Raw genomic sequence first — 22,717 nt, 5'->3', positions numbered from 1 at the left:
CGTCCGCAGGGCAGGGTGGTGGAAGGGTTATTCGCTGCGCCAGATGCCGTGAGCGCTTTCTGGCAATTGCTTGAACGGACGGAAGCTGATGCCCTTGACATAGCTTGCGGCCGCAACCTGATCTTCAGGCTCGTAAAGCGGGAGAGCGTAGGCCTGATCGGTGATCGCGAACTTTTGCAACGTTCCGTAAAGCTCGAAGCGTTTCTTCTCATCGAGCGTAGAGGCTGCCTCAAGCAACCACTTGGAAAGCTCTGGCGCGGAAGCGCGGCTGTAATTGATGGTGCCGCCCTTATCCAGAGGCAGGTAGTGGTACTCGATATCGATGGCGTCGGTCGGCGTATTGGAGTTGGCAATCGAGCCGAACTGGCCGGTTTTGCGGCGCTCGGTGTAGGTGCCTGCGTCTACAAAAACGATTGCCAGATCGATACCCGCATTTTGTCGGGCCTGTGCCTGAAGTGCCTGCAACAGCACGTCGCGCTGGTCGCGAACCGTCGCCTGCGCCTGAATGACTTCAATGGTCAGGCGTTTGCCGTCCTTGGTGCGGAAACCATCCTTGTCCTTCTCTTTCCAGCCCGCTTCATCGAGAAGCTGGTTGGCGAGCTTCGGATCGGCACCATAGGCCTTTTCGATGCTCTTGTCGTAAAACTGCGGATCGATAGGGGACGTAATGCCCCACGCACGGGTGCGTTCGCCGCGATAAACGGCCTTCAATACGGCATCAACGTCGATTGACGCCAACAGCGCTTTCCGAACGGCGATATCCTGGGTCGGACCCCACTGCACATTCAAAAACAGCGAATAGGGTGTGCCGGTGTTCAATGCGGTGTGGTAGCTGAACTCCGGATTGTTCTTGAACAACGCAGCATCGTTACCAGAAATGCCTTCGATCACATCAACCTGACCGGATGTCAGAGCGCCGCTGCGCACAGACGATTCAGACAGGAAACGATAGACGACTTCGTCCAGATAGGCTGGTCCCTTATGAGCCGCCGTCGCTGGCGCCCAATTATAGGCTTCGTTCTTGACGAACTGGATTTCCTGTCCCTTGGCATAGCGCTTCAGGATAAATGGACCCGTTCCGGCAATTTCCGGGCCGCCGGACTTGAGTTGGGCCGAGTCGAATGCGGCAGGAGAGAGGATTTCAAGGCTGGCAACATAATCCAGGAAGGGGGCGTAGACCTGTGAAAGCGTGAACGACACGGTGTGATCATCAACGGCTTTGACTTCGGTGATACGCGACACCGGGCCTGCGCTGACGCTGCCAGAATATGACGCGTCTTTGAGCTTCGTGAAATTCGTCAACACCGCATTGGCATCAAACTTGCGGCCGTCGGTAAAGGTTACGTCGTTTCGCAGCTTGAACGTATAGGTCTTGCTGTCGTCGGAAATTTTGTATTCTGTGGCAAGCCAAGGCGTATACCCGCCGTCGGCAGTTCTTGCGAGCAGCGATTCATACGCATTGCGCAGCAGAAGCTTGGTTTTGTCCTGCCCGTTGAGCTGCGGGTTAAGCGTCGCTGGCTCGGTTTCAACACCCCATGTCAACTTGCCGCCGCTGACAGGTTTGCCATCGTTTGCGAATGAAATGCCGGAAACCGTGCAAGATGCCAATAAAGCTGCAGTGAGGCTCAGAATATGTCGACGAAGAAGCATTATAGGGTCTTTCTTTAAGTTGGTTTTATAATCGTGCGCAGGACGTCAGGCTTCGCTCTGAAGCCAGATGTCGTAAGCGTTTTCGGGAAGCCGTTTGAATGGGCGGAAACCTGCGCCCTTGACGGTGACGGCAGCGGCGATCTGATCTTCCGGCACATAGAGCGGCAGGCCGAGTGCCTGCTCCTCAATCGCGTAACGCTGAAGCTTGGCGTAGATATCGAACCGCTTCTGCCGATCGAGGGTGTATGCCGCCTCGTCCAGCCATGCGGAGATTTCCGGGGCTTCCGAGCGGTGGTAGTTGATCGATCCGCCCTTGGCCCGCGGCAGATAGTGGAAGTAGATCGTGACGGCGTTTTCCTGCGTTGTCGTGGAATTGGGAATGACGCCGTATTGCCCGTCCTTCTGGCGGTTGGCGTAAGTGCCAGCGTCGACATATTGAAGGGCAAGATCGATGCCCGCATTCTGCCGGGCCTGCGCCTGCACCGCTTGAAGCAGGATGTCGCGCTGATCTCGCAATGTTGCCTGTGATTGAATGATTTCGATTGTCAGGCGTTTGCCGTCCTTGGTGCGGAAACCGTCCGCATCCCGTGCCGTCCAGCCCGCTTCATCCAGAAGAGCGTTGGCGCGTTTCACGTCGAAGCCATAGGCACCCTCGATGCTCTTGTCATAAAAGTCCGTATCCGCAGGCGTCAGCACGCCCCATGCGCGTTGGCGTTCACCGCGATAGACGGATTGAATGGTCCGCTCCACATCGATGGATGCCAGAACGGCCTTTCGCACATTGAGTTCGGATGTCGGGCCGTTGGCGATGTTCAGATAAAGCGTGTAGGGCGTGCCGGTGTTCAGCGCGCTTTCATAGACAAACTCCGGATTGTCCTTAAAGAGTGCAGCGTCATTCCCGGCAATGCCTTCGATGACATGGACCTGACCGGACGTAAGCGCGCCCGTTCTGACAGCTGCTTCTGGCAGGAAGCGGTAAATCACCTCATCAAGATAGGCTGGCCCCTGATGGCCTGCATTGGCGGGAGCCCAGTTGTAGGCCGGGTTTTTAACGAACCGGATTTCCTGGCCCTTGATGTAACTGTCGAGAATGAATGGTCCGGTGCCGATGATTTCAGGTCCACCGGATTTGATCTGCGACGATTCGAATGACTTTGGTGAGATGATTTCGATGCCGGCAGCGCCGTCGAGAAACGGTGAGTAGACGCGCGAAAGCGTGATGACCAGCGTATGAGGGTCTTCGGCGACAGCTTGGGATACGTGCGAGACATGACCTGCGCTGATGCTGCCCGAATAGGTCGTGTCCTTCAATCGGGTGAAATTCAGCGCAACGGCTGCCGCATCGAACGTCTCACCGTTGCTGAAGGTGACATCGTCACGCAATACGAAACGGTAGGTCTTGCCGTCCTCAGAGATGGTATAGCTCTTCGCCAGCCAAGGCACATAGCCGCCATCGGGCGTTCTCGCCAAAAGCGACTCGTATGCGTTGCGAATGATAAGCTTTGCCTTGGCCTGTCCGTTGAGATGCGGGTTGAGCGTGCTTGGCTCCGTCTCGACGCCCCATGTCAGTGAGCCGCCATTGCGGGGAACTTCACCCGCGGCCGCACTGGCTGCGCGCAGGTTGAACGATAGAGAAAGAGCCGCAACGCTTGCGCCTGCTAAAAAGTGTCTTCTGGTGACCACGTTGAAATCCTTGCTCTAATGGTGAGAATGATGCGTTCAGGCTGCAATGGCGGAGCGGGCGTTGGCCAGAAGCTCCAATGTCTTCAGGCGCTGTGCGCCGTCGCTGAGCGGGCAGTCGATGATAAATTCGTCGATGCCATAGGCCTGTTGCAGTCGCGCCAGCTCGGCATGAACGACATCAGGTGTGCCGCGGATGACGCGGGGGCTTCGCTCCTCGATCCGATAATCACGTGCTCCCGCCTGCCGGACGTATTCCAGTACCTGCGCTTCGCTTCCGACATTGACGGATTGCCCGCCGGTGATTTCCACCCGGAAACGTCGTGTATCGGTGGTCAGCGCTTCCGCCTGCGCCTCTGTTTCTGCCGTCACCACACTGATCGCCAGAAGGGCAGACGTTCCGCCTGCGGCACGGTAGGCGGAAAGTGCGTCTGCAATGGCAGTTTCGTCACCGTGAATGTGGCCGGCATAGACCAAGCCCCAGCCCAACCGTCCGGCGAGGCGTCCGCTTTCAGCGCTTGCGCCGAGCAGGAATCGGTTCGGCGCGACATCCGGCACCGGATAGGCAGCGAGGTTGTCCGCATCTGCCTGTGTGACTGTCTCATGCCGGAGAAAGCCGTCCAATTCCGTCAACTGTGCCTCAAAAGCCTGGATACGGGCTGGATCGCGTGCGCCCTGCAAAGCCCGAGTGGAAAGCGGCAAGCCGCCCGGTGCTTTGCCCACACCCAGATCGACGCGCCCCGGAGCGAGAGATGCAAGAAGGTTGAAATTTTCGGCAACTTTATAGGCGCTGTAATGTTGCAGCATCACGCCGCCTGAGCCGATGTTGATGCGGCTGGTGCGCGCCAGAAGATAGCTGATCAGTATCTCAGGAGAAGAGCTGGCAAGCTTTGCGGTGTTATGATGCTCGGCCACCCAAAACCGCTTGTATCCGAGAGCTTCGGCCTTTTTCGCCAGCGTTAGAGTGCGCTGCAACGCGTCTCCCGCGCTATCTGAACCGTGTATCGGGCTTTTATCTAGAAAACTGAGGTCGTAGGGCATCAACGTCTCACTGAATTGCTGTATTCGAATGTGGCGTTAATCTATAATTTTTATAAACTATTGAATCCAGCAATGATCTTTCAATAATCAGTTGCACAATAAAAGATCATGCCGTGCCAAGTGGCTTCGAAGTCGTGCATCCTGCGCGTGAATTTTATGCGAGGTCGACCCAACGCACGGGTCTAACGACCAATTTCGCAGTGGTGCATTATAAATGTCGGAGACAGGCATATGGCAGATATCGTTGTCCGGTCATCATTGATCGAGCCGGGAGCCCAACCGTTGATCGAAGGGCTTGTCAGCGAATATGACGGGCGTTACGGCGCAGAAAGCCGGCCCGGTGGCGCACGCGCCGAAATCATGCGCTACCCGGTTGAACTCTTCTCTCCGCCACTGGGCGATTTTCTGCTGTTGCAGCGAAACGGTGAGACCATCGCCGGTGGCGCTTTCATGAGCCACGATGATGACACCGCAGAGATAAAGCGTATCTGGTCTCACCCGCAATTGCGCAGACAAGGTCTGGCCCGCAGCATTATGCTGGCTCTGGAAGACAGTGCCGCGTCGCAGGGTTATACGCGCACATACCTCACAACAGGGTTTCGCCAGCCTGAAGCGGTCGCTCTTTATATATCGCTCGGTTACCGGCCTCTGTTCGATCTGTCGGTCAACCCGGAATATTATCGTTCTCTGCCGTTCGAAAAGAATATCGGCGCAAGGGCAGGGCAACCCAGTCAGACGCCTATCTACGAGCCTGCTGCATCCTTTGAAGACGCGACGGTGCGGATAAAGGCGATCAAGGCCGAGCAGGAAGCGAAAATCATCTCGCGCCTTGAAGGTCGGGGCGTGTCGGCTGCGTAGTCGATAGCCAACGGCCTCTTCGCGCTCACTCAACAACTGGATAATCCCATGCCGTTTTCTCATATCCGTCAATTTTCCTTCCTCGTTCCCGGCAACTATGAAGACGACGACCCGGCGCGCGGTCTTGAAGACACGTTGAAGCTTTTCGAGCGTGGCGAGGAATTGGGTTACGATGGTGCTTTGGTGCGCCAGCGCCATTTGGAGCGTGGCGTATCATCAGCCGCAACATTTCTGGCCGCCGCGTCGCAACGGACAAAACGAATTGGGCTAGGCACAGCGGTGATCCAGCTCGGTTACGAAAACCCGTTCCGACTGGCTGAAGATCTGGCAACCGTCGATGTGCTTTCGCACGGGCGTCTCAATATCGGCGTTTCGGTTGGTGCGCCGCCCTTCGCGCATCTGATTTCCGACTATACCGACCATGTGCCGGAGGCAGATTATAGCCACAAGCGCGCAGAAAGATTGGCGCAGGCGCTGCGGTCCAACCCGCTTTCTGCGCAAACCGAAGCGGGTAATGCAGCCGGTGCGCAGGTGCCGCGTTTGCGGCCTGTCGCCAACGGCCTGACGGATCGCCTATGGTACGGTGGTGGTTCGCAGAGTTCGGCGCGCTGGGCAGGAAAGACTGGTTTCAACCTTTTGACCGGCAACATTGTCAGCGGTGAAAATACCGATGATTTTCTCACGGCCCAGGCCGCGCTGATCAGCCGCTTTAAACAGGAGTGGGCGCATGAGCGTGCGCCGCGCGTGGCACTTGGCCGCGTGATCCTGCCCACAGACAGTGCCAGCCCTGACACGCGCCGCCGGTACGCAGAATTTGCAGCGGGACGAAACGCGCGCACCAAAACTGCGCATGGCGAACGTCGGACCTTGTTCCTGCCGGATATCGTTGGAACGACCGACGAGATTTTCGAAAAGCTGTCGCATGATCCGGTCTTGCCTTTGGTCTCCGAGTTCAGGCTGGAGCTTCCCTATGAATTCCACGCAGAAGATTATCACCAGATCATCGAGGACTTTTCCCGCGCCGTACCCGGATTGTCCGGACGGCAGCCCGCTTTGAAACTGGCCAGCAGTCACTAAGCGGATTTTACCCATTAAAGGATATTTGAAATGAGCAGAGACGGTCTTCAACTGGCAATCGGGCTGGATGTCGCAAGCTATTCGGGCAATGATGCCCCTGCATTCTGGAGCAAACTGGTTTCGGACGTTGGGGAAATAGCCGAATTTATAACCCTCGAAGACGGTTTCGCTAAACCGGCCAGAGATGGGTTGGATGCGATCATTCTTGCAAACTGGCTCGCTCCCCGCAGCGGAAATCTTGCCATCATCGCTGGCGCGCCGGTCAGTTTTCTGGAGCCTTTTCACGTCTCAACGGCAATCGCGACGTTGGATTATGTCAGTGAGGGCAAAGCAGGTCTGCTTGTTCAGCAGTTCCAGGGTGCAAGAGCGTTGGACGCGCTGCAAGCCATCGGGTCACTCAAAGGGTTCCCAGACAATGACGTGAGTGCGCTGCAAGACGATACTCGTGATGCAGTCGATGTCATCAGGCGCTTGTGGGACAGTTGGGAAGACGACGCGGTGATCCGTGATAAGCAAAGCCATCGCTTCCTTGATGGATCAAAGCTGCATTATGTCGACTTCAAGGGACCACGCTTCAACGTCCTCGGCCCCTCCATAACGCCGCGTCCGCCGCAAGGCCAGCCGATCGTCGCGGCCACCCATCGCAGCGCCCAGGAGCGTTCGCACACATCATTTGCTGACGTGGTTTTCCTTGAGGGCGAGAACCATTCTGTCGAAAGTTTCGAGCAGGGGAAGGCGCCGCTTTCCATTGCCGATATTCCGGTGACGTATGGATCGGTAAGCGAAATCGTCGAGCGTGTTCGCACGCTGTCGGGCACGGGCATATTCGGCATTCGCCTCATCCTTGATGACCCGGAAAGCCAAATCCCGAGCGTTCTCGAAGACCTCGTACCGGCGTTGAAATCGGCATCGCTCATCCGACCGCCGCTGAAGGGTTCGCTCAGAGACCGGTTCGGTTTGACGGTCCCAACCAACCGTTACGGCACCGCTGCCTGACATCAACAAGAAGTTTGTAATCATCATGTCCAAAAAACAGATCATCCTCGGCGCACAGTTTCCCGGCGTGAACAATTTCACCGTCTGGAGCGATCCAAAAGCCGGTAGCCAGATCGACTTTTCCTCGTTCCGTCACTTTGCGGAAACCGTGGAGCGCGGAAAATTCGACTTCATCTTTCTGGCGGAAGGTTTGCGCGTTCGCGAGCAAAAGGGTCAGTTCCACGAACTGGATGTTGCCGGTCGCCCCAATACGCTTGCAATCTTGACCGCAATTGTATCCATCACCCGCAATATTGGTGTCATCGGGACGTTGACGACAACGTTCAACGAGCCGTATGCGCTTGCACGCCAACTGGCCACGCTGGATGTCCTGTCCGGCGGCCGCTCTGGCTGGAATGTCGTCACCTCTCCGGGTGCCTTTACCGGCGCCAATTTCCGCCGCGGCGATTATCTTCCGCACCGTGAGCGATATGAAAGAGCTGCAGAATTTCTCGAAGCGTCGCGTGACATATGGGCGGGTGGGGAATTTGCGCGAAACTCGCCACACCTCTCCATCAAGGGAAATTCCAATATCGGTTCGCTGCCGCAAGGTAACCCCGTGATTGCGCAAGCCGGTGATTCCGAAGAGGGCAGAGACGTTGCCGCGCGCTACGCCGACCTTATCTATTCCCGTCACGGCTCCATCGAGGCGGGGCAGGCATTTTATGCGGACGTAAAAAGCCGTCTGGCAAAGTATGGGCGTGGCGCGAACGATCTCAAAATATTGCCCGGCGCCAATTTCGTGATTGGTGACACGCAGGAAGACGCCGACGAAAAGCTGAAAGACATTCGCCGGCAGCAGGTCAGTCCGAAAACGGCGACCGTGTTTCTGGAGCAAATCTGGAACAGGGATTTGTCTGCCTATGATACGGACGGGCCGCTGCCTGATGTCGAACCGGATTTTTCCGACGTGCAGCTGGCTCAGGGCCGTGCCAACAATCAAGATAGCAAAGGCCGCGCAGAAACGGCGCGCCTTTGGCGGGAACTGGCGGAGCGGGATAATTTGAGCATTCGCGAATTGGTCATTCGAGTCACAGCCCGTCAGCATTTTGTCGGCACGCCGCAGAAGATCGCGGACGACATCAACCACTACGTACAGGCCGATGCCGCAGATGGCTTCGTATTCGCCCCCCATCTTACTCCCGGCGGGTTCGATGAGTTCGTGCAAAAGGTCGTTCCCATTTTGCAGGAAAAGGGCGTTTATCGGAAAGAATATCAGGCCGAAACGCTACGCGAAAATCTTGGTCTTCCTCTTCAGGAAGAGGCTTTCACAGATCAACGTTTAAGCGCTTCGTCATAACGGCCGTTGGAAGACATGTCGGACATATAAAAAAGGAGGGCAAAGCGCCCTCCTTTTTGTCATCGATAGTAAACAATCGGTCTTCCATATTGGTCGTACCGAACAGGACGATCATCTCGACGTCCATCACGCCAATCGCCTCTGTCACGGCGATCATAGCGGTCATAACGACCGCGATCATACCCGCCCCTGTCGTCACGCCAACGATTGTCGACACGCGGTGGTGGGCTACGAAACTCTGGGCCACCGTAATAAGGCCGGTCATCGACACAACCGGTCAATATGGCGGCAGATACTATCAGTGCCGAGGCAACGAAAATCTTCAAGACACGCTCCCGTTCATTTTAATTCGTACCCACTAATAGACAGCTGTGGATGACTGGCGAATGAACAGAAAGCACACGTGTTACAAAGGTGGAGCTATGCCAGCGTTTTGACCGTATCCATTCTCAGATCGATAGTATCATTGGAAACTCGCCATCGTGAAACGCTATGGCGGCAGAATGGAGTTGTGTTGGCCAAATACGGTTTTATGAACCTACTGTGATGAGGTCAGCAACGTGCTGGCCTGTATGAGAACCGCATAAGCGGCAGCACGCAACGTAACGGCATAAGCCGCACGAAAGCATCCGAAAACGGAGTGGGAACATGAAACACACGCTAACTCGCAGAGTACTTTGCATTTCGACCGCCGTTCTTTCGCTGGCCTCGGTCATGCCCGCAATGTCCGGGTTTGCGCAGGCGGCGGACGGAACGATCAAGCTTGGTCTTGTTGCACCCATGAGTGGGCCGAACGCCCGTTATGGCGCGTTCTCGATGCATGGCGCTGAACTTGCCGTTAAAGACATCAATGCAGCTGGCGGCATCGATGGACGGAAAATCGAGCTGTTCAATGCCGATAGCCAGGGAACGCCTGTTGAGGGTGTTTCCGCTACCCGCAGACTGATCGATGAAGATGAAGTTGATTTCGTAATAGGCGACGTTTCCAGTTCCGTCACATTGGCGATGCAGCCTGTTGCCGAGGACGCCGGAGTGTTGCTGCTGAACGCGGCTTCGTCCAACCCGAAAATCACATATGGCGCTGGCGTAGGTGGCTTCAAATGGACCTTCCGCAACTATCCAACTGATGAAAATCGCGCTCTGATCGTTGCGAAATACGCAGCTGAACAACGCGGCTTTACCAAATTTGCCGTGCTGTCCGTCGACAGCGATTATGGCCGCTCCGCCATCACCTTCACCAAGAAATATCTGCCTGATTTCAAGGGCGAAATCCTCAGTGAAGACTACTACAAGGAAGGCGAAGTCGATTTCCGCAGCGTTCTCGCCAAAATCCGCGACAACGGCGCTCAGGCGATCATTATGTATGGTCTGGCCGACACAACGCCCATCGTCGCGCGCCAGATGGTTGAGCTCGGCATTGCGGGCAAGGTTACGCTGATCGGCAATGGTGAATTCAATACTGAAAAGACCATCAAGTCTGCACCGACCGCCATGGAAGGCGCTGTCGAAGCGGCCGCTTGGCTTCCAGCCTTCGATTCTCCTGAAAGCAAGTCGTTCGTCGAGAAGTTTGCAAAGGAATACAACGAGGCACCGAATAACCACGCTTACGTTCACTGGGATACAGTAAACCTGCTTGCCAAGGCAATCCATGAAGCCGGCAGCCCGGACCGTGAGAAGGTTCGCGATGCCCTCTCCAAAATTCATTACAAGAGCCCGGTTGGGGATGTCACATTCGATGACCACAACCAAGCTCGTTTGCCGATGATTCTTCTTCAGATCGAGAACGGCAAGCCGAGCATCAAGGGTGCCTTCAAGGCAGACATTCAGTATCCTGCCAAGTAATCTTTCTGGAGGATCGAACCATGTTCTCGACAGTTCTCGAGCAGATTATCAATGGTATTGTGACGGGTTCCGTCTACGCCATTGTTGCAGTCGGTATGACGATGATTTTCGGTGTGCTTCGCGCCATCAACTTCGCTCATGGCGAATATTACATGCTCGGAACGTTCGGGGCGTGGTTCGCAATCGATTATCTTGGGCTTTCCTATGAGGCTTCCATTCTCGTCGGCGTCCTTTCCACCATCGTGGTTGCTTATGCCGTTGGCCAATTGGTCATGCGGCGCATGGTTGGCGCACCGGCTGAGTCCGGCGTGCTTGCCACGCTGGGTATCGCACTGGTCTTGCAAAACACGGTCATTCTCGTGTTTGGCGGTGGCTACAAGTTCTTCTCCGGCGGCTATATCGAACCGGTTTCGATCCTCGGCTTCAGCCTGGCGCAGCAGCGCATCATCATTCTCGTCGTGTGCCTGCTCGTCTTCGTCGGCCTTGAACTAATGGTCACGTACAGCCGCATGGGCAAGGCGATGCGGGCGGTCTCGCAGAATGTCGAGTGCTGCGAAGTCGTCGGTATCGATGTGCCGCAGATCGTCATGCGGACCTTTGTTCTGGGTGCAGCGCTTGCGGCTCTATCAGGCGTCCTCACGGCACCCGTCAATGTCAGCGTCTATGGCGGGATGGGTGAGCTTATCACCTTCAAAACCCTGCCAATCATCATCATGGGCGGTCTTGGCAACGTGCGCGGAACATTCTTTGCGGCCATGATCCTGGGTGTCGCGGAAAGTCTGGTCGCGACCTATGTGGGGCTTCAGTTCCGCGACACGGTCGGTTTTGCAACTCTCATCCTGATGCTGATGTGGCGTCCACACGGTCTCTTTTCGACGCAAGCGCGCTTCTGACGCGCATCCGCCGATCAATCCTGAATTCGAGGACCCGACATGGCTATTACAGAAACAACACAGCCAATAAGAAGGCGAGATCTGCGTATCCCGCTGGCTGTTATTCTGATCGTTGTCGCGCTTGCCGCCCCCTTTCTGGGCAGCAGATACGTCACACACTCTTTGATCATCGCTCTGATCTTCATGCTGCCCGCCCATGGCCTGAACCTTCTGGTCGGCTACACCGGGTTGCTTTCACTGGCGCAGGCCGCATTCTTCGGCATTGGTGCCTACGTGGCGGGGCTTTTGGCGGTTAACTACGGCACGCCGTTTTACGTCAACCTCATCGCGGCGGGGTTGGTCACGGGTGCCATCGCCCTTCCTTTGGGCATTCCAGCACTTCGTCTGCGCGCAACATCCTTCGTCATGTGTACGCTCGGCTTTGTCATCATCGGACAGGCCATCGCCAAAAACTGGATTACCGTCACGCGCGGCGATATGGGCTTGTCAGCTATTCCCAAGCCCTATTTCGAGCTCGGCCCTCTGTCCTTTACCGTGTCTGGAACCACCGCTTTTTATTATCTCGCGCTTTCGGTTGGTGCATTGGCAACATTGGCCGTGTGGGCAATCGTCAGATCGCCTGCCGGGCGCAATATGATCGCCATTCGTGAAAATGAAACACTGGCGGAATCGGTTGGAATTCCAACATGGCGCTACAAGCTGATCGTCTTCATGCTCAGCGCCGTCTTTGCTGGCGTTGGCGGAAGCCTCTATGCGCATTACCTCACCGTTGTCAGCCCGCTGACCTTCCAGATGTATTATTCGACCACGATGCTGATCATCGTTCTTGGCGGCGGTGCGGGTACGATTTCGGGTGTGGTGTTCGGTAGCCTGTTGTTCGTCGGATTGACCGAAGCGCTCAGAGTGACGCCGGAACTGAGAATGATTGCCTATGGCCTTTGCCTGCTGGTGCTGGTGTTCTGGTTCAAGAAAGGTTGCGCGCCTCTCCTCAACCGCTTCTGGAACCTGATCGGAGGAACGAAATGAACCATCTTCCTATCCTTGAGATCAGTAACCTCACCAAATCCTACGGTGCCGTAAAAGCCGTCGACAATGTCAGTATCCATGTTGGTCGCGGCGAGATTGCCGGATTGATCGGTCCAAATGGGTCCGGCAAGTCCACATTTTTCGATTGCAGCACCGGGCTTGGAAAACCAGATACCGGAACCGTCAAGCTTGATGGTCAGGATATCACCGGCTGGTCGCTGAACCGCATCGCGCGCGAAGGGCGAATGCTGAGGTCGTTCCAGAAAACCGTTGTTTTCAAGGCATTGGATGTCGAAGAAAATCTCATCATCGCGGGCCAGATGTTTACCTTTCCGTCGATCCTGTCGACATTCGGTTTGGGCGGACTGTCGAAGACCCGCATTTCGGCACTGCGTGAGCGCGCTCGTGAGCTGATCAAGATGGCAGGTCTATGGGAGGTTCGCCACATGCCGGCAGGCAACCTGTCCGGCGGACAGCAGAAGCTCATCCAGTTCGCGTCGATGTTGATGCCGGAACCGAAGATCGTTCTTCTGGACGAGCCGATGGCGGGCATCAATCCGAAAATCATCGAACGTGTTGTCGATACCATTCGCTACGCAAACACATCTCTCGGAACCAGCTTTCTCGTCATCGAACACAATATCGATGTCGTCACCAGCATTTGTGAACGTGTCATCGTTCTCGATCAGGGTAAAAAGCTCGTCGAGGGATTGCCGCACGATATCATTGCAGACCAGCGTGTCAGGGAGGCCTATCTTGGTGGCTAATTCCAATCTTACGATCAAGGACCTCCGCGCTGGCTACGGTTCGCTCGATATTCTGAACGGCATCGATCTCGATATTCCATCCGGTCAATTCGTCGCATTGATGGGGCCAAATGGTGCGGGTAAATCCACGCTCCTGAAAACGCTTTATGGCATGACGACCGTTAAAGGCGGCGTCATCGACTGGCAGGGCAAGAATATTGCGGGTGCCAAGTCACGAGCGATTTTGGGCGAGGGCATTTCCTTCGTGCCACAGGGGCGCTGTAATTTCCCGGTCATGACGGTGGATGAAAACCTGCAAATGGCGGCCTATACGCTGCGAGACGCCAAGGTGAAAGCGGACCGGGACTATGTCTATGACCTCTTCCCTATTCTGAAAGATCGCCGCGCCACGTTGGCTGGCAATATGTCTGGCGGTGAGCAGCAATTGCTGGAAGTCGCCATGGCGGTGTTGCAGCGGCCAAAGGTGTTGCTGGTGGACGAGCCATCCGTCGGCTTGTCGCCCGCCGCCATCGGCATCGTGTTCGACGAACTTCTCCGTTTACATGCCGCTGGCCAAACCATCCTTCTGGTCGAGCAAAACACCAAGAAGGCGATGGAGGTCGCGGAACGCGCCGTCATTTTGCGTCTGGGCAAGGTGATCTGGGATGGTCTGCCCAAGGACATCACCCATGACGAATTGGGCGAGCTTTTCCTGACCGGGAAAATGCGCGGCGAGACCGAGGCGGTTCACTAATCTTTGCCTGAATACAATCACAGAACGATTTGAGGAAACTTCCATGAGCACTTTCGTGCCTGCATCGCGCGTGTCCAAAATCAGGGTGTCTCCGAGCACCGCTGCCGCTGCGCGCGCCCGCGAACTCAAGGCCGCAGGCCGTGATATTGTCGATATGACAGTGGGCGAGCCTGATTTCGATACGCCAGATAATGTAAAGGCTGCCGCCCATGCGGCAATCGACAAGGGCGAGACCAAATACACCGCCGTGAACGGCACGCCCGCATTGCGCAAGGCAATCATTGGTGATTTTCAGCGCCGCTTGAATGTCAGCTACGCCGAAAACGAGATTTGCGTGGGCGGCGGTGCCAAGCAGATATTGTTTCTGGCTTTGATGGCAAGCGTCGAAAACGATGCCGAGGTCATAATCCCTGCACCCTATTGGGTTTCTTATCCCGACATGGTCATCGCCAATGATGGCAAGCCCGTCATCGTGCAATGCCCGCAGGAGCAGGGTTTCAAGCTGACGCCCGCTGCGCTGGAAGCAGCCATTACGCCAAAGACGCTGTGGTTGATCCTGAACGCGCCGTCCAATCCAACCGGTGCAGCTTACAGCAAGGATGAGTTGACGGCGCTTGGCGAAGTTCTTCTTCGCCACCCGCATGTCTTCGTCTTGTGCGACGATATTTATGACCAGGTCTGGTTCAAAGATGAGCCGATGACGACATTGGTTGCGGCTGTGCCGGAACTCAAAGACCGTATCGTCCTCGCAAACGGTGTATCGAAGTCCTACGCGATGACCGGATGGCGTATCGGTTATGCGGCGGGTCCAGCGGCATTGATCGCCGCGATCAACAAGCTGCAATCTCAAATGTCGTCCTGCCCGTCTTCGATTAGTCAGGCCGCTGCGGCCTATGCATTGTCTGCCGACCAGTCTTTCGTCAACGATAGCGTCAAGGTCTATAAAGAGCGCCGGGATTATGCTTGCGCACGGTTGAATGGCGTACCCGGATTGTCATGCCTTGTGCCGGATGGCGCATTCTATCTGTTCCCCAATTGCAGCGGCGTCATCGGCAAAACCACGCCGGATGGCAAAACCATCGAAAACGATCTCGACTTCGTCCTCTATCTTCTGGATGGCGTCGGTGTGGCCGCCCTACAAGGTGCCGCCTATGGGCTGTCACCCTATTTCCGCCTGTCGATTGCCACCTCCATGGACATGATCAAGGCTGCTTGCGACCGTATCGAAAGTGCAGTCGCTGCCCTTCGCTAAAGTCTTTCGTCGGGCAGGGCTTGTATCACCCCTGCCCGACGTTTTAGGTTTCGCCAAAGGGTGGGACCATGAGCGTTGATTTCAGAAAACTGAAAAGTTTCGTAAAGATCGTCGATACCGGAAGTGTATCGCGCGCTGCCGCGATTTTGCGCACGGCCCAGCCAGCTCTGTCCCAGCAGATCGCGTCGCTTGAGGCGCATTTCAAGCACAAGCTCCTGATCCGCAGCAATGTCGGGATAACGCCGACCGAAGCTGGCCTTATTCTTTACCGGCATGCGCAATTGCTGCTGAAGCAGCTTGAACAGGCGCAGACAGACATCAATCTTTCCACGCAGTCTCTGGCCGGGCGCGTGTCGATTGGTCTGGCGACCTACTCGACCTCCAGTGCGCTGACGCTGCCGATCATCCGGGAAATGAAGGCGCAGCACCCCCAGATCGTTTTGCACATCAATGACAGTTTCGGCCACATCCTGAGCGAACTGATCATGACCGGAAAAATGGATATGGCGCTGATCTATGCGGCAGATCCCATCAAGGGCGTCACCTTGCAGCCGCTTTTCCGTGAAGAAATGTTCCTCGTTTCTCCGCCTGGAACAAAGCTGCCGGGCAACGCGGCGGAACCACTTCCCTTGTCGGAGCTAAACAACATCCCGCTGCTTTTGCCGAGCAAGGGGCATCTTCTCCGCAGGCTCATTGATGAAGCCATGGCAAGAGCGCGCGCAACAGCGCACGTCATATCGGAGATCGAATCGGTGCCAGCGCTAAGTGCTGCTGTTCTGGATGGAATGGGCTCCACCATTCTTCCGGCATCGGTCGTCACAGAGACATCCGGTTTTGCAGGTGCGGAGATACGCGCTCTGGTAAAGCCTGTCATCGAAGCGACCGTTTCGCTTTGTATATCCGACCATCTTCCCCTGTCGGAACCGGCGCTTGCGGCACGCTCTGTTCTGCTGGGTGTTGTCAGTAAACTGATGGCTGGCCACCATCCGGGCATTCGCGCCGCCTGAGCAAATCGCCATAAGCAAACCCTATGGCGGCAGACCGTAGTTGTGTTGGCCAATCATGTCGCAAGTCGCCTAACCTCATGACAGATAACGGGTCCAGAAAGTCGGACCTAACCTGTTCGGCACCTCGTTGCCTTACCGTTTCTCTGAGGAAAACATGGCAAAACTGGCATTTGACACCGGCGGTACCTTCACGGATTTTGCTCTTCTAGATGACAATGGCGAGCTTCATCTTCATAAGGTTTTGAGTACGCCGAAGAACCCCGCCGAAGCCGTTGTGCAGGGCGTTTCCGAGCTTCTTGAAAAGTTTTCAGATGCGATTTCGATAGAGAACTTGCAGGTGCTGGGTGCGACCACGGTTGTGACCAACGCCGTTCTGGAGCGCAAGGGCGTCGAAACCGGCTTTGTCACGACTGACGGTTTTCAGGATATGCTTCGTATCCGCAATGAAGGCCGCTATGATCTCTACGATCTGAATATCAAATACCCCGATCCGCTGGTCGCCCGCGCCAATAGCTATGGTGCGCAGGAGCGTATCGCCGCCGATGGCACTGTCATGACGGAACTCAAGGAAGAAACTGTCCGCGAGATTGCCGTGAAGCTGCGGGACAAGGGCATTCGCTCTGTGGCGGTGTGCCTCCTCCACGCCTACAAATATCCGCAGCACGAGCAGCGCGTCGCAGCCCTTCTGCGTGAAGAATATCCTGACATCTTCGTATCTATTTCCTCGGAAGTCTGCCCTGAAATGCGTGAGTTCGACCGCGCCTCAACAACAGTCGTGAACGCGTACACCCGTCCGCAAATGGCGGGCCATGTCGCCAACCTTCAGCGCGAATTCGCCACAAAGGGTATCGACCGCCAGGTGCTCTGGATGACCTCTTCCGGTGGTCTCGTTCCCAGCAGCCGCGCTGCCGAACTTCCGGTCAGACTGATCGAATCCGGTCCAGCTGCGGGCGCCGTTGCGGCTGCGGAATTTGGCCGCATCGCCGGTGAAGGCAGCGTGCTTTCATTTGACATGGGTGGCACGACTGCGAAGCTGTGTCTCATCCCGAATGGTGAGCCAACCGTTGGCACGGACCTTGAGGTTGCACACTACCAGCGGTTCCGCAAAGGCTCCGGCTTTCCGCTGAAAATTCAGTCCATTCAGATGATCGAAATTGGTGCCGGTGGCGGCTCCATCGCCGCCAAGAACCCGCTGGGTCTTCTCGATGTCGGTCCGCATTCAGCCGGTGCGCTACCGGGACCAGCCGCCTATCAGCGCGGTGGCACCCAGCCGACTGTCACGGATGCCGATATTCTGCTCGGTTATATGGGCACGGAATCCTTCGTCGGCGGATCGTTCAAGGTCTCCAAGGACGCGGCTCGCCAAGCCATGGCGAAACTCGCCACGTCGCTTGATGTCAGCGTTGATCGCTGCGCATGGGGCATTCATGATCTCGTCAACGAATCCATGAGCAAGGCGGCAGCAATGCACGCCACTGATCTGGGTGTAGACCCAAGATCATTGCCGATGGTTGCCTTTGGAGGCGCCGGTCCTGTTCATGCCTACGGCATTGCCAGAAAGCTCGGCATCAAGCGGGTTATCTGCCCCACGGGCGCAGGTGTGACGTCTGCCATCGGCCTTCTGATCGCGCCGGTTGCCGTTGATCTCTCTGCAAGCCATCCGATGGGGATCGATGCCTGGAACATGGACACCATGAACCGTCTTCTGGACGATTTGGTAGAGCAGGGCGCTGACGTGGTTTCGGCTGCCGGCGTTGCCAAGGAAACGATCACAAACCGTTATACCGTGGATATGCGCCACGTTGGCCAAGGCCATGAAATTACGGTCCTGCTGCCTGATCGCAAGCTGCCGAAAGAAGAATTTCTCAAGCAGCTGCTCGAAAACTTCTTCAAGCTTTATCGCGAGCTTTTCGGGCGCACCGTTGCCGCTTCGGTCGAAGTCATCACATGGCGTCTGCGCGCCAGTGGTGAGAAGGATCAGGTTACTCGACCCCACGAAACACATGTCGCGGACGCGAAAAAAGGCAGTCGTGAGGTCTACTTCCAGGAGCTTGGAACCTACACCGAAACACCTGTCTATGACCACTACAAGCTTCCGGTCGGTCACGAGACCAAGGGGCCGGCCATCGTTGAACAGCGTGAATCAACCGCAGTTGTTGGTCCAAGCGGCGTCTTCCACGTCGATGCCCATGGCAACCTCGTGATCAATATTCTCTAGAGCATTTACGCCTTTCTCTGAAACGCTCCAACGCTCTATCGATTTGTTTTAACGCATTATCCGGACGCAAAACCGCTTCGCAGTTTTGGCTCGGAAATGCTCTAAGGGGACATCAGATGTCGAAGCCCGCAACCGATTTTAATGATCCGATCAATCTACAGGTCATGTGGAACCGTCTGATCTTCATCGCTGACCAGGCGGACAACGTTCTTGGCAAAACGGCGTTCTCACCCATTGTTCGCGAGAACCACGATTATGTAACGGTTCTGCTCGACAGCAAGGGTCAGGCGCTGGCCCAATGCACATGGTCGATCCCGGTTTTCATCACGTCGCTTCCCGCGGCAGCCCAGAAATATTTCCTTCCGAAATTTCCGGCTGAAACCCTGAACGAAGGTGACGTGCTGGCCACCAACGACCCTGAAATCGGCACCGGCCACTTGCCTGACGTGACCATGATCACGCCGATCTTCAAGAACGGCAAGGTCGTTGCCTATGCCGGTTCCATCGCTCACTTGCCTGACATTGGCGGCGCGCCACTGCACTCCGAGGCAAGTGATATTTTCGAGGAAGGCATCCGCTTTCCGATCGTCAAGCTTTTGAAAGCAGGCGTACCCAACGAAGACGTATTCGATATTATCGCAGCATCTGTTCGCCTTCCAACAGAAGTAAGGGGCGATCTGGAATCGATGATCGCGGCCAACAATGTGATGGGACGCGAACTCGTTAAATTCCTTGACGAATATGGTCTGGATGATGTGGATGGTCTTGCAGAAGCGATCCATGTTCGCTCCGAAGCGCAGACCCGCAAGGCCATCGGTGAATGGCCGAATGGCAGCTACTCAGCCGAAATGCTGCTGGATGGTTATGAAACCGACATCAAGTTGAAAGCAACCGTGATCGTCAAGGACGATTCCATTCATGTCGACTATACCGGCACGTCGGATCAGGTGCTTCATTCGATAAACTGCCGCACGAATTATCGTTACGCCCATTCGGTTTACGCTCTGAAATGCCTGCTGGACCCCGATACCCCCAACAACGAAGGCTGCATCACGCCGATTACCGATGACGCACCGCTTGGTTCCATTTTGAACCCGGAACAATGGACGGCTGGCAACTCGCGCAATCTGATCGGCCACGCCATTCCGTCCTTGATCTTCAAGGCCCTGGAAAATGTCGTGCCGAACAAGGTCATGGGTGATAGCGGCGGGGCGCCCATTTGGGCAGCCAACTGCGTCGGCCGCAGGGATGACGGAACGCAATATGGGTCTGTTCAGAATTTCCATGGTGGCCAAGGTGCGCGTGCTGAGTTCGATGGCCTCGACACGTTGAGCTTCCCATCCAACTGCAAAGTCACCGCAATTGAAATGTTCGAAATCGCAGTTCCAGTTCTCACCGAGCGGAAAGAACTGATTGCAGATTCCGGCGGACGCGGAAAATACCGCGGCGGCTTGGGTCAGCGAGTTGTCCTTCGCAACATTGGTAACACGCCGATGAATATCTACCTCGCTTCCGAGCGGGTACGGCACCCCTGCTTTGGCGTTGTAGACGGCGAAAGCGGCACCCCGGGCAAGGTCTCAAAAGATGGAAAGCCGCAGTTTCCCAAGGGAAAAGTCGTTCTTAAAACGAATGAACGCCTTGAAGTGGAGACGCCGGGTGGCGGAGGATGGGGTCGTGCCAGCGAACGTGCGACACAGAACGTTGAACATGATCTTGCCGAAGGCTTGATTACGCTGAAGGCCGCGAAAGATGCATACGGTTACAACGGTAAACTCGCTGTCGCCGCAGAATAGGAGTGAGTGATGGGCCTGCTTGATGGAAAAATTGCACTGGTTACCGGTGCCGGAACGGGTATCGGTCGGGAGGCGGCCCTGCTTTTGGCGCAGGACGGCGCAACCGTTATTCTTACCGGCAGGCGTCTTGCTCCGCTTCGGGACGTCTCTGCATTGATTGAAAAGAAGAGAGGAAAGGCCTTCACCTATGCTCTCGATATTGAATCCCGCGAAGAGATTTTTGCTGCCGTGGAATGGGTCAAGAACGGCATCGGTCCCGTCGATATTCTCGTTAACAATGCTGGCAGCGCAAGCAAAGTGCTGAACGCCCGCTTTCTGGGCGAAGACGAATGGAACTCGACAATCAACGTCAATCTAAGTGCAGTTTTTAATCTGACGCAGGCCGTTCTCCCCGACATGATTGCCAGGGGACAGGGAACAATCGTCACGGTTTCTTCGCTTGCGGCGCTTAACCCCAACCTGCTGGGTGGTGCCGCGTATGGGGCTGCCAAAGCGGGCGTCAAAAACTTCATGACCTTCGTTCACAACACCTACCGCAATCAGGGTATTCGGGCGACAACGATCCTTCCCGGTGAAACCAACACGCCAATCATGAACAATCGCGCCCGCCCGCCACTGGAAAATGAGCGCGCCATCATGCTCGATCCGCACGATGTGGCCCGTGCGATCCATCTCTGCGCCAGCCTTCAAAATGGCGCGACAATACCGGAACTGCATATTTGCCCGACCTTCATGCGGGATACGTCAGCCGATATCGAGACGGCACGTTGGGTTGGTGCACCAGCCGATACGCCTGACTTGCCAAAGACACATCGTTAAGAGGAGCATCCATCATGAACGGTGCGAAATTACGCGCCCGCCTTCAGGCCGGCGAAGCCATTACCATGTTCACGCCGCACCATTCTTCATCGGGCATGGCTGCTCGTCTGGTAGAGCTGGGTGCTGATTCCGTTTTTCTGGATTGCGAGCATGGCACCTGGAGTTTCGAAGACGTTCGTGAAACCGCGCAGATCGTCCGCTCCGTCAATGGTGCCGCAATTGTTCGTCCGCATTCGCACGAACGGCCACTTATCATCCGTTATTTGAACGCGGGTGCAGACGGCATCATGGTGCCGATGGTGGATACCGCGCAGCAGGCGCAGGCCATTGTCGATACGGTCCGGTACGCTTTGCCATCAGATTATGAGAAGAGACTGGTAATCAGCATGGTCGAGACGGTTCAGGCCGTCGACAATCTCGAAGAGATGTTGGCAGTCGACGGCATTGATGTGTTCTTCATCGGGCCGGGTGACCTGTCGCAAGACATGGGCTTTCCGCCTGCACCGCCATTTGGCGAGCCGCGACCGGCTGTGGTTATGGAGAAAGTTGCCGTTGCCATCGAAAAAATTCGTGCGGCTGGAAAAATCGCCGGTACGCTGGCAACCGCCGACGAGCTACCGCATTGGCTGGAGAAGGGCGTTCAATTCTTCTACATGCATTCCGACCCGTTCCTGCGCCTTGGCATGAACGGGATTAAAAAGACGTTATGCCGTTGAGCAGAAGACTTGCATGCCCTTTCTTCTTTTCGATCTCGGATTTGAATAACGCTTGGCGCCCGGTGTTTTTTCGGGTGCCACAACACGGCATTATAAAACATCCTATCGGCACATCTGTTTAGAATGTCGGTGGGGTGTTGATCCAGATCAGCACCGTGTCGCCATCGAAACGGTTTCGCCATGCGTGTTGTCTGCGGCTCTCGAAATACAGTGAGTCGCCCGGGCTGAGTTCGTAAAAATCCTGCCCTTCCAGCGTGATTTCAAATCTGCCGCTTAGGACAAAGATGAATTCCTCGCCTTCATGATCATAGGCGCCTTCACTGGATGCGCCGGGCGCCAGGATAAACCGATGGCAATCCATCATGTTTCGACCTTCGGCGAGCAGCTGAATGGTAACGCCGGGGGCCATCGTCGGCCATGATTTCCACTCACCGGATTTTACAAGAGCACGGTTTACCGTTGGATTTTCGCCTGAGATGGTCGAGATCGTCGTGCCAAAATACTCGGCCAGATCTTTAAGGTCCCGAATACTGAAGCCGTGAGACGTGCGCTCAAACGTGGAAAGTTTCGATGTTGCCATGCCAAGGTCGGCGGTCACAGCATCAAGTGTCTTGCCCGATGCGTGTCGCAACGCACGAAAGCGAGGGCCGATGTCTGGGGGCGTTTCGTTCGCGGGTTGGCTCGTTTCAGATTCCGGCAACTGCTCTTCAAGATCGAGGGTTTCCCGTATTGCTGCGGGATTAAGCCCTCTATCTTTTCTGAGCCATGAAATATGTTTCAGCCGCGCAATCTGGTCAGTCGTATAGTGCCGATGCCCTTTTTCCGAGCGATCCGGTATGACCAGACACTGACTTTCCCAGAGTCGGAGCGTCGACGCTGACACACCTATCAAGCGGGCGGCTTCGCTCACACGATAGATTTGTTTGCTGTCATTCATTCCGGGTCCTTCATTGAATCGCACTTTGGTCAGTCATAAACTGTTTGTGTTCAAAAAAATATCTTGAACACTT

At 55.7% G+C, this 22,717-nt stretch carries 20 protein-coding genes; 15 read left to right on the top strand and 5 right to left on the bottom strand.

Features of this window, described 5'->3' with window-relative positions:
* Positions 1-27: 27 nt before the first annotated feature.
* The 3 genes from RMR16_RS15390 to RMR16_RS15380 are packed head-to-tail and all read right to left on the bottom strand — an operon-like array spanning position 28 to position 4,371.
* Positions 28-1,650, bottom strand: coding sequence for an ABC transporter substrate-binding protein (locus tag RMR16_RS15390; RefSeq protein WP_320199555.1), 1,623 nt, complete (start codon positions 1,648-1,650; stop codon positions 28-30).
* 45 nt (positions 1,651-1,695) lie between these two features.
* Positions 1,696-3,333, bottom strand: coding sequence for an ABC transporter substrate-binding protein (locus RMR16_RS15385; protein ID WP_320199554.1), 1,638 nt, complete (start codon positions 3,331-3,333; stop codon positions 1,696-1,698).
* A gap of 36 nt (positions 3,334-3,369) precedes the next feature.
* Positions 3,370-4,371, bottom strand: a complete 1,002-nt coding sequence (locus tag RMR16_RS15380; RefSeq protein ID WP_320199553.1) for an LLM class flavin-dependent oxidoreductase — start codon at positions 4,369-4,371, stop codon at positions 3,370-3,372.
* A gap of 231 nt (positions 4,372-4,602) precedes the next feature.
* On the opposite strand from RMR16_RS15380, the gene RMR16_RS15375 reads away from it, so the two are divergent.
* The 4 genes from RMR16_RS15375 to RMR16_RS15360 are packed head-to-tail and all read left to right on the top strand — an operon-like array spanning position 4,603 to position 8,641.
* Positions 4,603-5,229 carry a GNAT family N-acetyltransferase gene (locus tag RMR16_RS15375; RefSeq protein WP_320199552.1) on the top strand — a complete coding sequence of 209 codons (627 nt, stop codon included), beginning with the start codon at positions 4,603-4,605 and terminating at the stop codon, positions 5,227-5,229.
* Between the two features lie 48 nt (positions 5,230-5,277).
* Complete coding sequence (locus tag RMR16_RS15370; protein ID WP_320199551.1) at positions 5,278-6,306, top strand: LLM class flavin-dependent oxidoreductase; 1,029 nt, start codon at positions 5,278-5,280, stop codon at positions 6,304-6,306.
* Positions 6,307-6,336: 30 nt separating this feature from the next.
* Positions 6,337-7,302, top strand: coding sequence for an LLM class flavin-dependent oxidoreductase (locus tag RMR16_RS15365; RefSeq protein WP_320199550.1), 966 nt, complete (start codon positions 6,337-6,339; stop codon positions 7,300-7,302).
* Between the two features lie 25 nt (positions 7,303-7,327).
* A complete protein-coding gene (locus tag RMR16_RS15360) occupies positions 7,328-8,641 on the top strand; it encodes an LLM class flavin-dependent oxidoreductase (RefSeq protein ID WP_320199549.1) in 1,314 nt (437 codons plus the stop codon).
* Here RMR16_RS15360 and RMR16_RS15355 read toward each other — a convergent pair.
* Positions 8,610-8,906, bottom strand: a complete 297-nt coding sequence (locus RMR16_RS15355) for a hypothetical protein (RefSeq protein ID WP_320199548.1) — start codon at positions 8,904-8,906, stop codon at positions 8,610-8,612. The genes RMR16_RS15360 and RMR16_RS15355 overlap by 32 nt on opposite strands.
* A 383-nt stretch (positions 8,907-9,289) precedes the next feature.
* Here RMR16_RS15355 and RMR16_RS15350 point away from each other — a divergent pair, with 383 nt between their 5' ends.
* The 11 genes from RMR16_RS15350 (at position 9,290) to RMR16_RS15300 (ending at position 21,707) form a co-directional block, all read left to right on the top strand.
* A complete protein-coding gene (locus RMR16_RS15350) occupies positions 9,290-10,483 on the top strand; it encodes an ABC transporter substrate-binding protein (RefSeq protein WP_320199547.1) in 1,194 nt (397 codons plus the stop codon).
* A 20-nt stretch (positions 10,484-10,503) separates the two neighbouring features.
* Entirely contained in the window at positions 10,504-11,376 is an 873-nt protein-coding gene (locus RMR16_RS15345; protein WP_320199546.1) for a branched-chain amino acid ABC transporter permease, read from the top strand.
* Positions 11,377-11,415: 39 nt separating this feature from the next.
* Positions 11,416-12,402 carry a branched-chain amino acid ABC transporter permease gene (locus RMR16_RS15340; RefSeq protein ID WP_320199545.1) on the top strand — a complete coding sequence of 329 codons (987 nt, stop codon included), beginning with the start codon at positions 11,416-11,418 and terminating at the stop codon, positions 12,400-12,402.
* A complete protein-coding gene (locus tag RMR16_RS15335; protein ID WP_320199544.1) occupies positions 12,399-13,169 on the top strand; it encodes an ABC transporter ATP-binding protein in 771 nt (256 codons plus the stop codon). Before RMR16_RS15340 ends, RMR16_RS15335 begins: the two co-directional genes overlap by 4 nt.
* The gene (locus RMR16_RS15330; RefSeq protein WP_320199543.1) at positions 13,159-13,902 is read left to right on the top strand and encodes a branched-chain amino acid ABC transporter ATP-binding protein; all 744 of its coding nucleotides are present in this window, start codon (positions 13,159-13,161) and stop codon (positions 13,900-13,902) included. Before RMR16_RS15335 ends, RMR16_RS15330 begins: the two co-directional genes overlap by 11 nt.
* A 43-nt stretch (positions 13,903-13,945) precedes the next feature.
* Positions 13,946-15,154, top strand: a complete 1,209-nt coding sequence (locus RMR16_RS15325; RefSeq protein ID WP_320199542.1) for an aspartate transaminase — start codon at positions 13,946-13,948, stop codon at positions 15,152-15,154.
* A gap of 68 nt (positions 15,155-15,222) precedes the next feature.
* Positions 15,223-16,161, top strand: a complete 939-nt coding sequence (gene nac / locus RMR16_RS15320; RefSeq protein WP_320199541.1) for a nitrogen assimilation transcriptional regulator NAC — start codon at positions 15,223-15,225, stop codon at positions 16,159-16,161.
* A 154-nt stretch (positions 16,162-16,315) separates the two neighbouring features.
* Entirely contained in the window at positions 16,316-18,379 is a 2,064-nt protein-coding gene (locus RMR16_RS15315) for a hydantoinase/oxoprolinase family protein (protein ID WP_320199540.1), read from the top strand.
* Positions 18,380-18,495: 116 nt separating this feature from the next.
* Positions 18,496-20,172, top strand: coding sequence for a hydantoinase B/oxoprolinase family protein (locus RMR16_RS15310; RefSeq protein ID WP_320199539.1), 1,677 nt, complete (start codon positions 18,496-18,498; stop codon positions 20,170-20,172).
* Positions 20,173-20,181: 9 nt separating this feature from the next.
* Complete coding sequence (locus RMR16_RS15305; RefSeq protein WP_320199538.1) at positions 20,182-20,991, top strand: SDR family oxidoreductase; 810 nt, start codon at positions 20,182-20,184, stop codon at positions 20,989-20,991.
* A 14-nt stretch (positions 20,992-21,005) separates the two neighbouring features.
* Positions 21,006-21,707: an HpcH/HpaI aldolase family protein gene (locus RMR16_RS15300; RefSeq protein WP_320199537.1), complete on the top strand. Its 702-nt coding sequence runs from the start codon at positions 21,006-21,008 to the stop codon at positions 21,705-21,707.
* A gap of 118 nt (positions 21,708-21,825) precedes the next feature.
* Here the strand turns inward: RMR16_RS15300 and RMR16_RS15295 are convergent, their stop codons facing one another.
* Positions 21,826-22,644, bottom strand: a complete 819-nt coding sequence (locus RMR16_RS15295) for a MerR family transcriptional regulator (protein WP_320199536.1) — start codon at positions 22,642-22,644, stop codon at positions 21,826-21,828.
* Between the last annotated feature and the right edge of the window lie 73 nt (positions 22,645-22,717).

Source organism: Agrobacterium sp. rho-13.3, from assembly GCF_033957765.2.
Classification (GTDB): Bacteria; Pseudomonadota; Alphaproteobacteria; order Rhizobiales; family Rhizobiaceae; genus Agrobacterium.
This window is presented reverse-complemented; position numbering and strand designations above follow the sequence as displayed.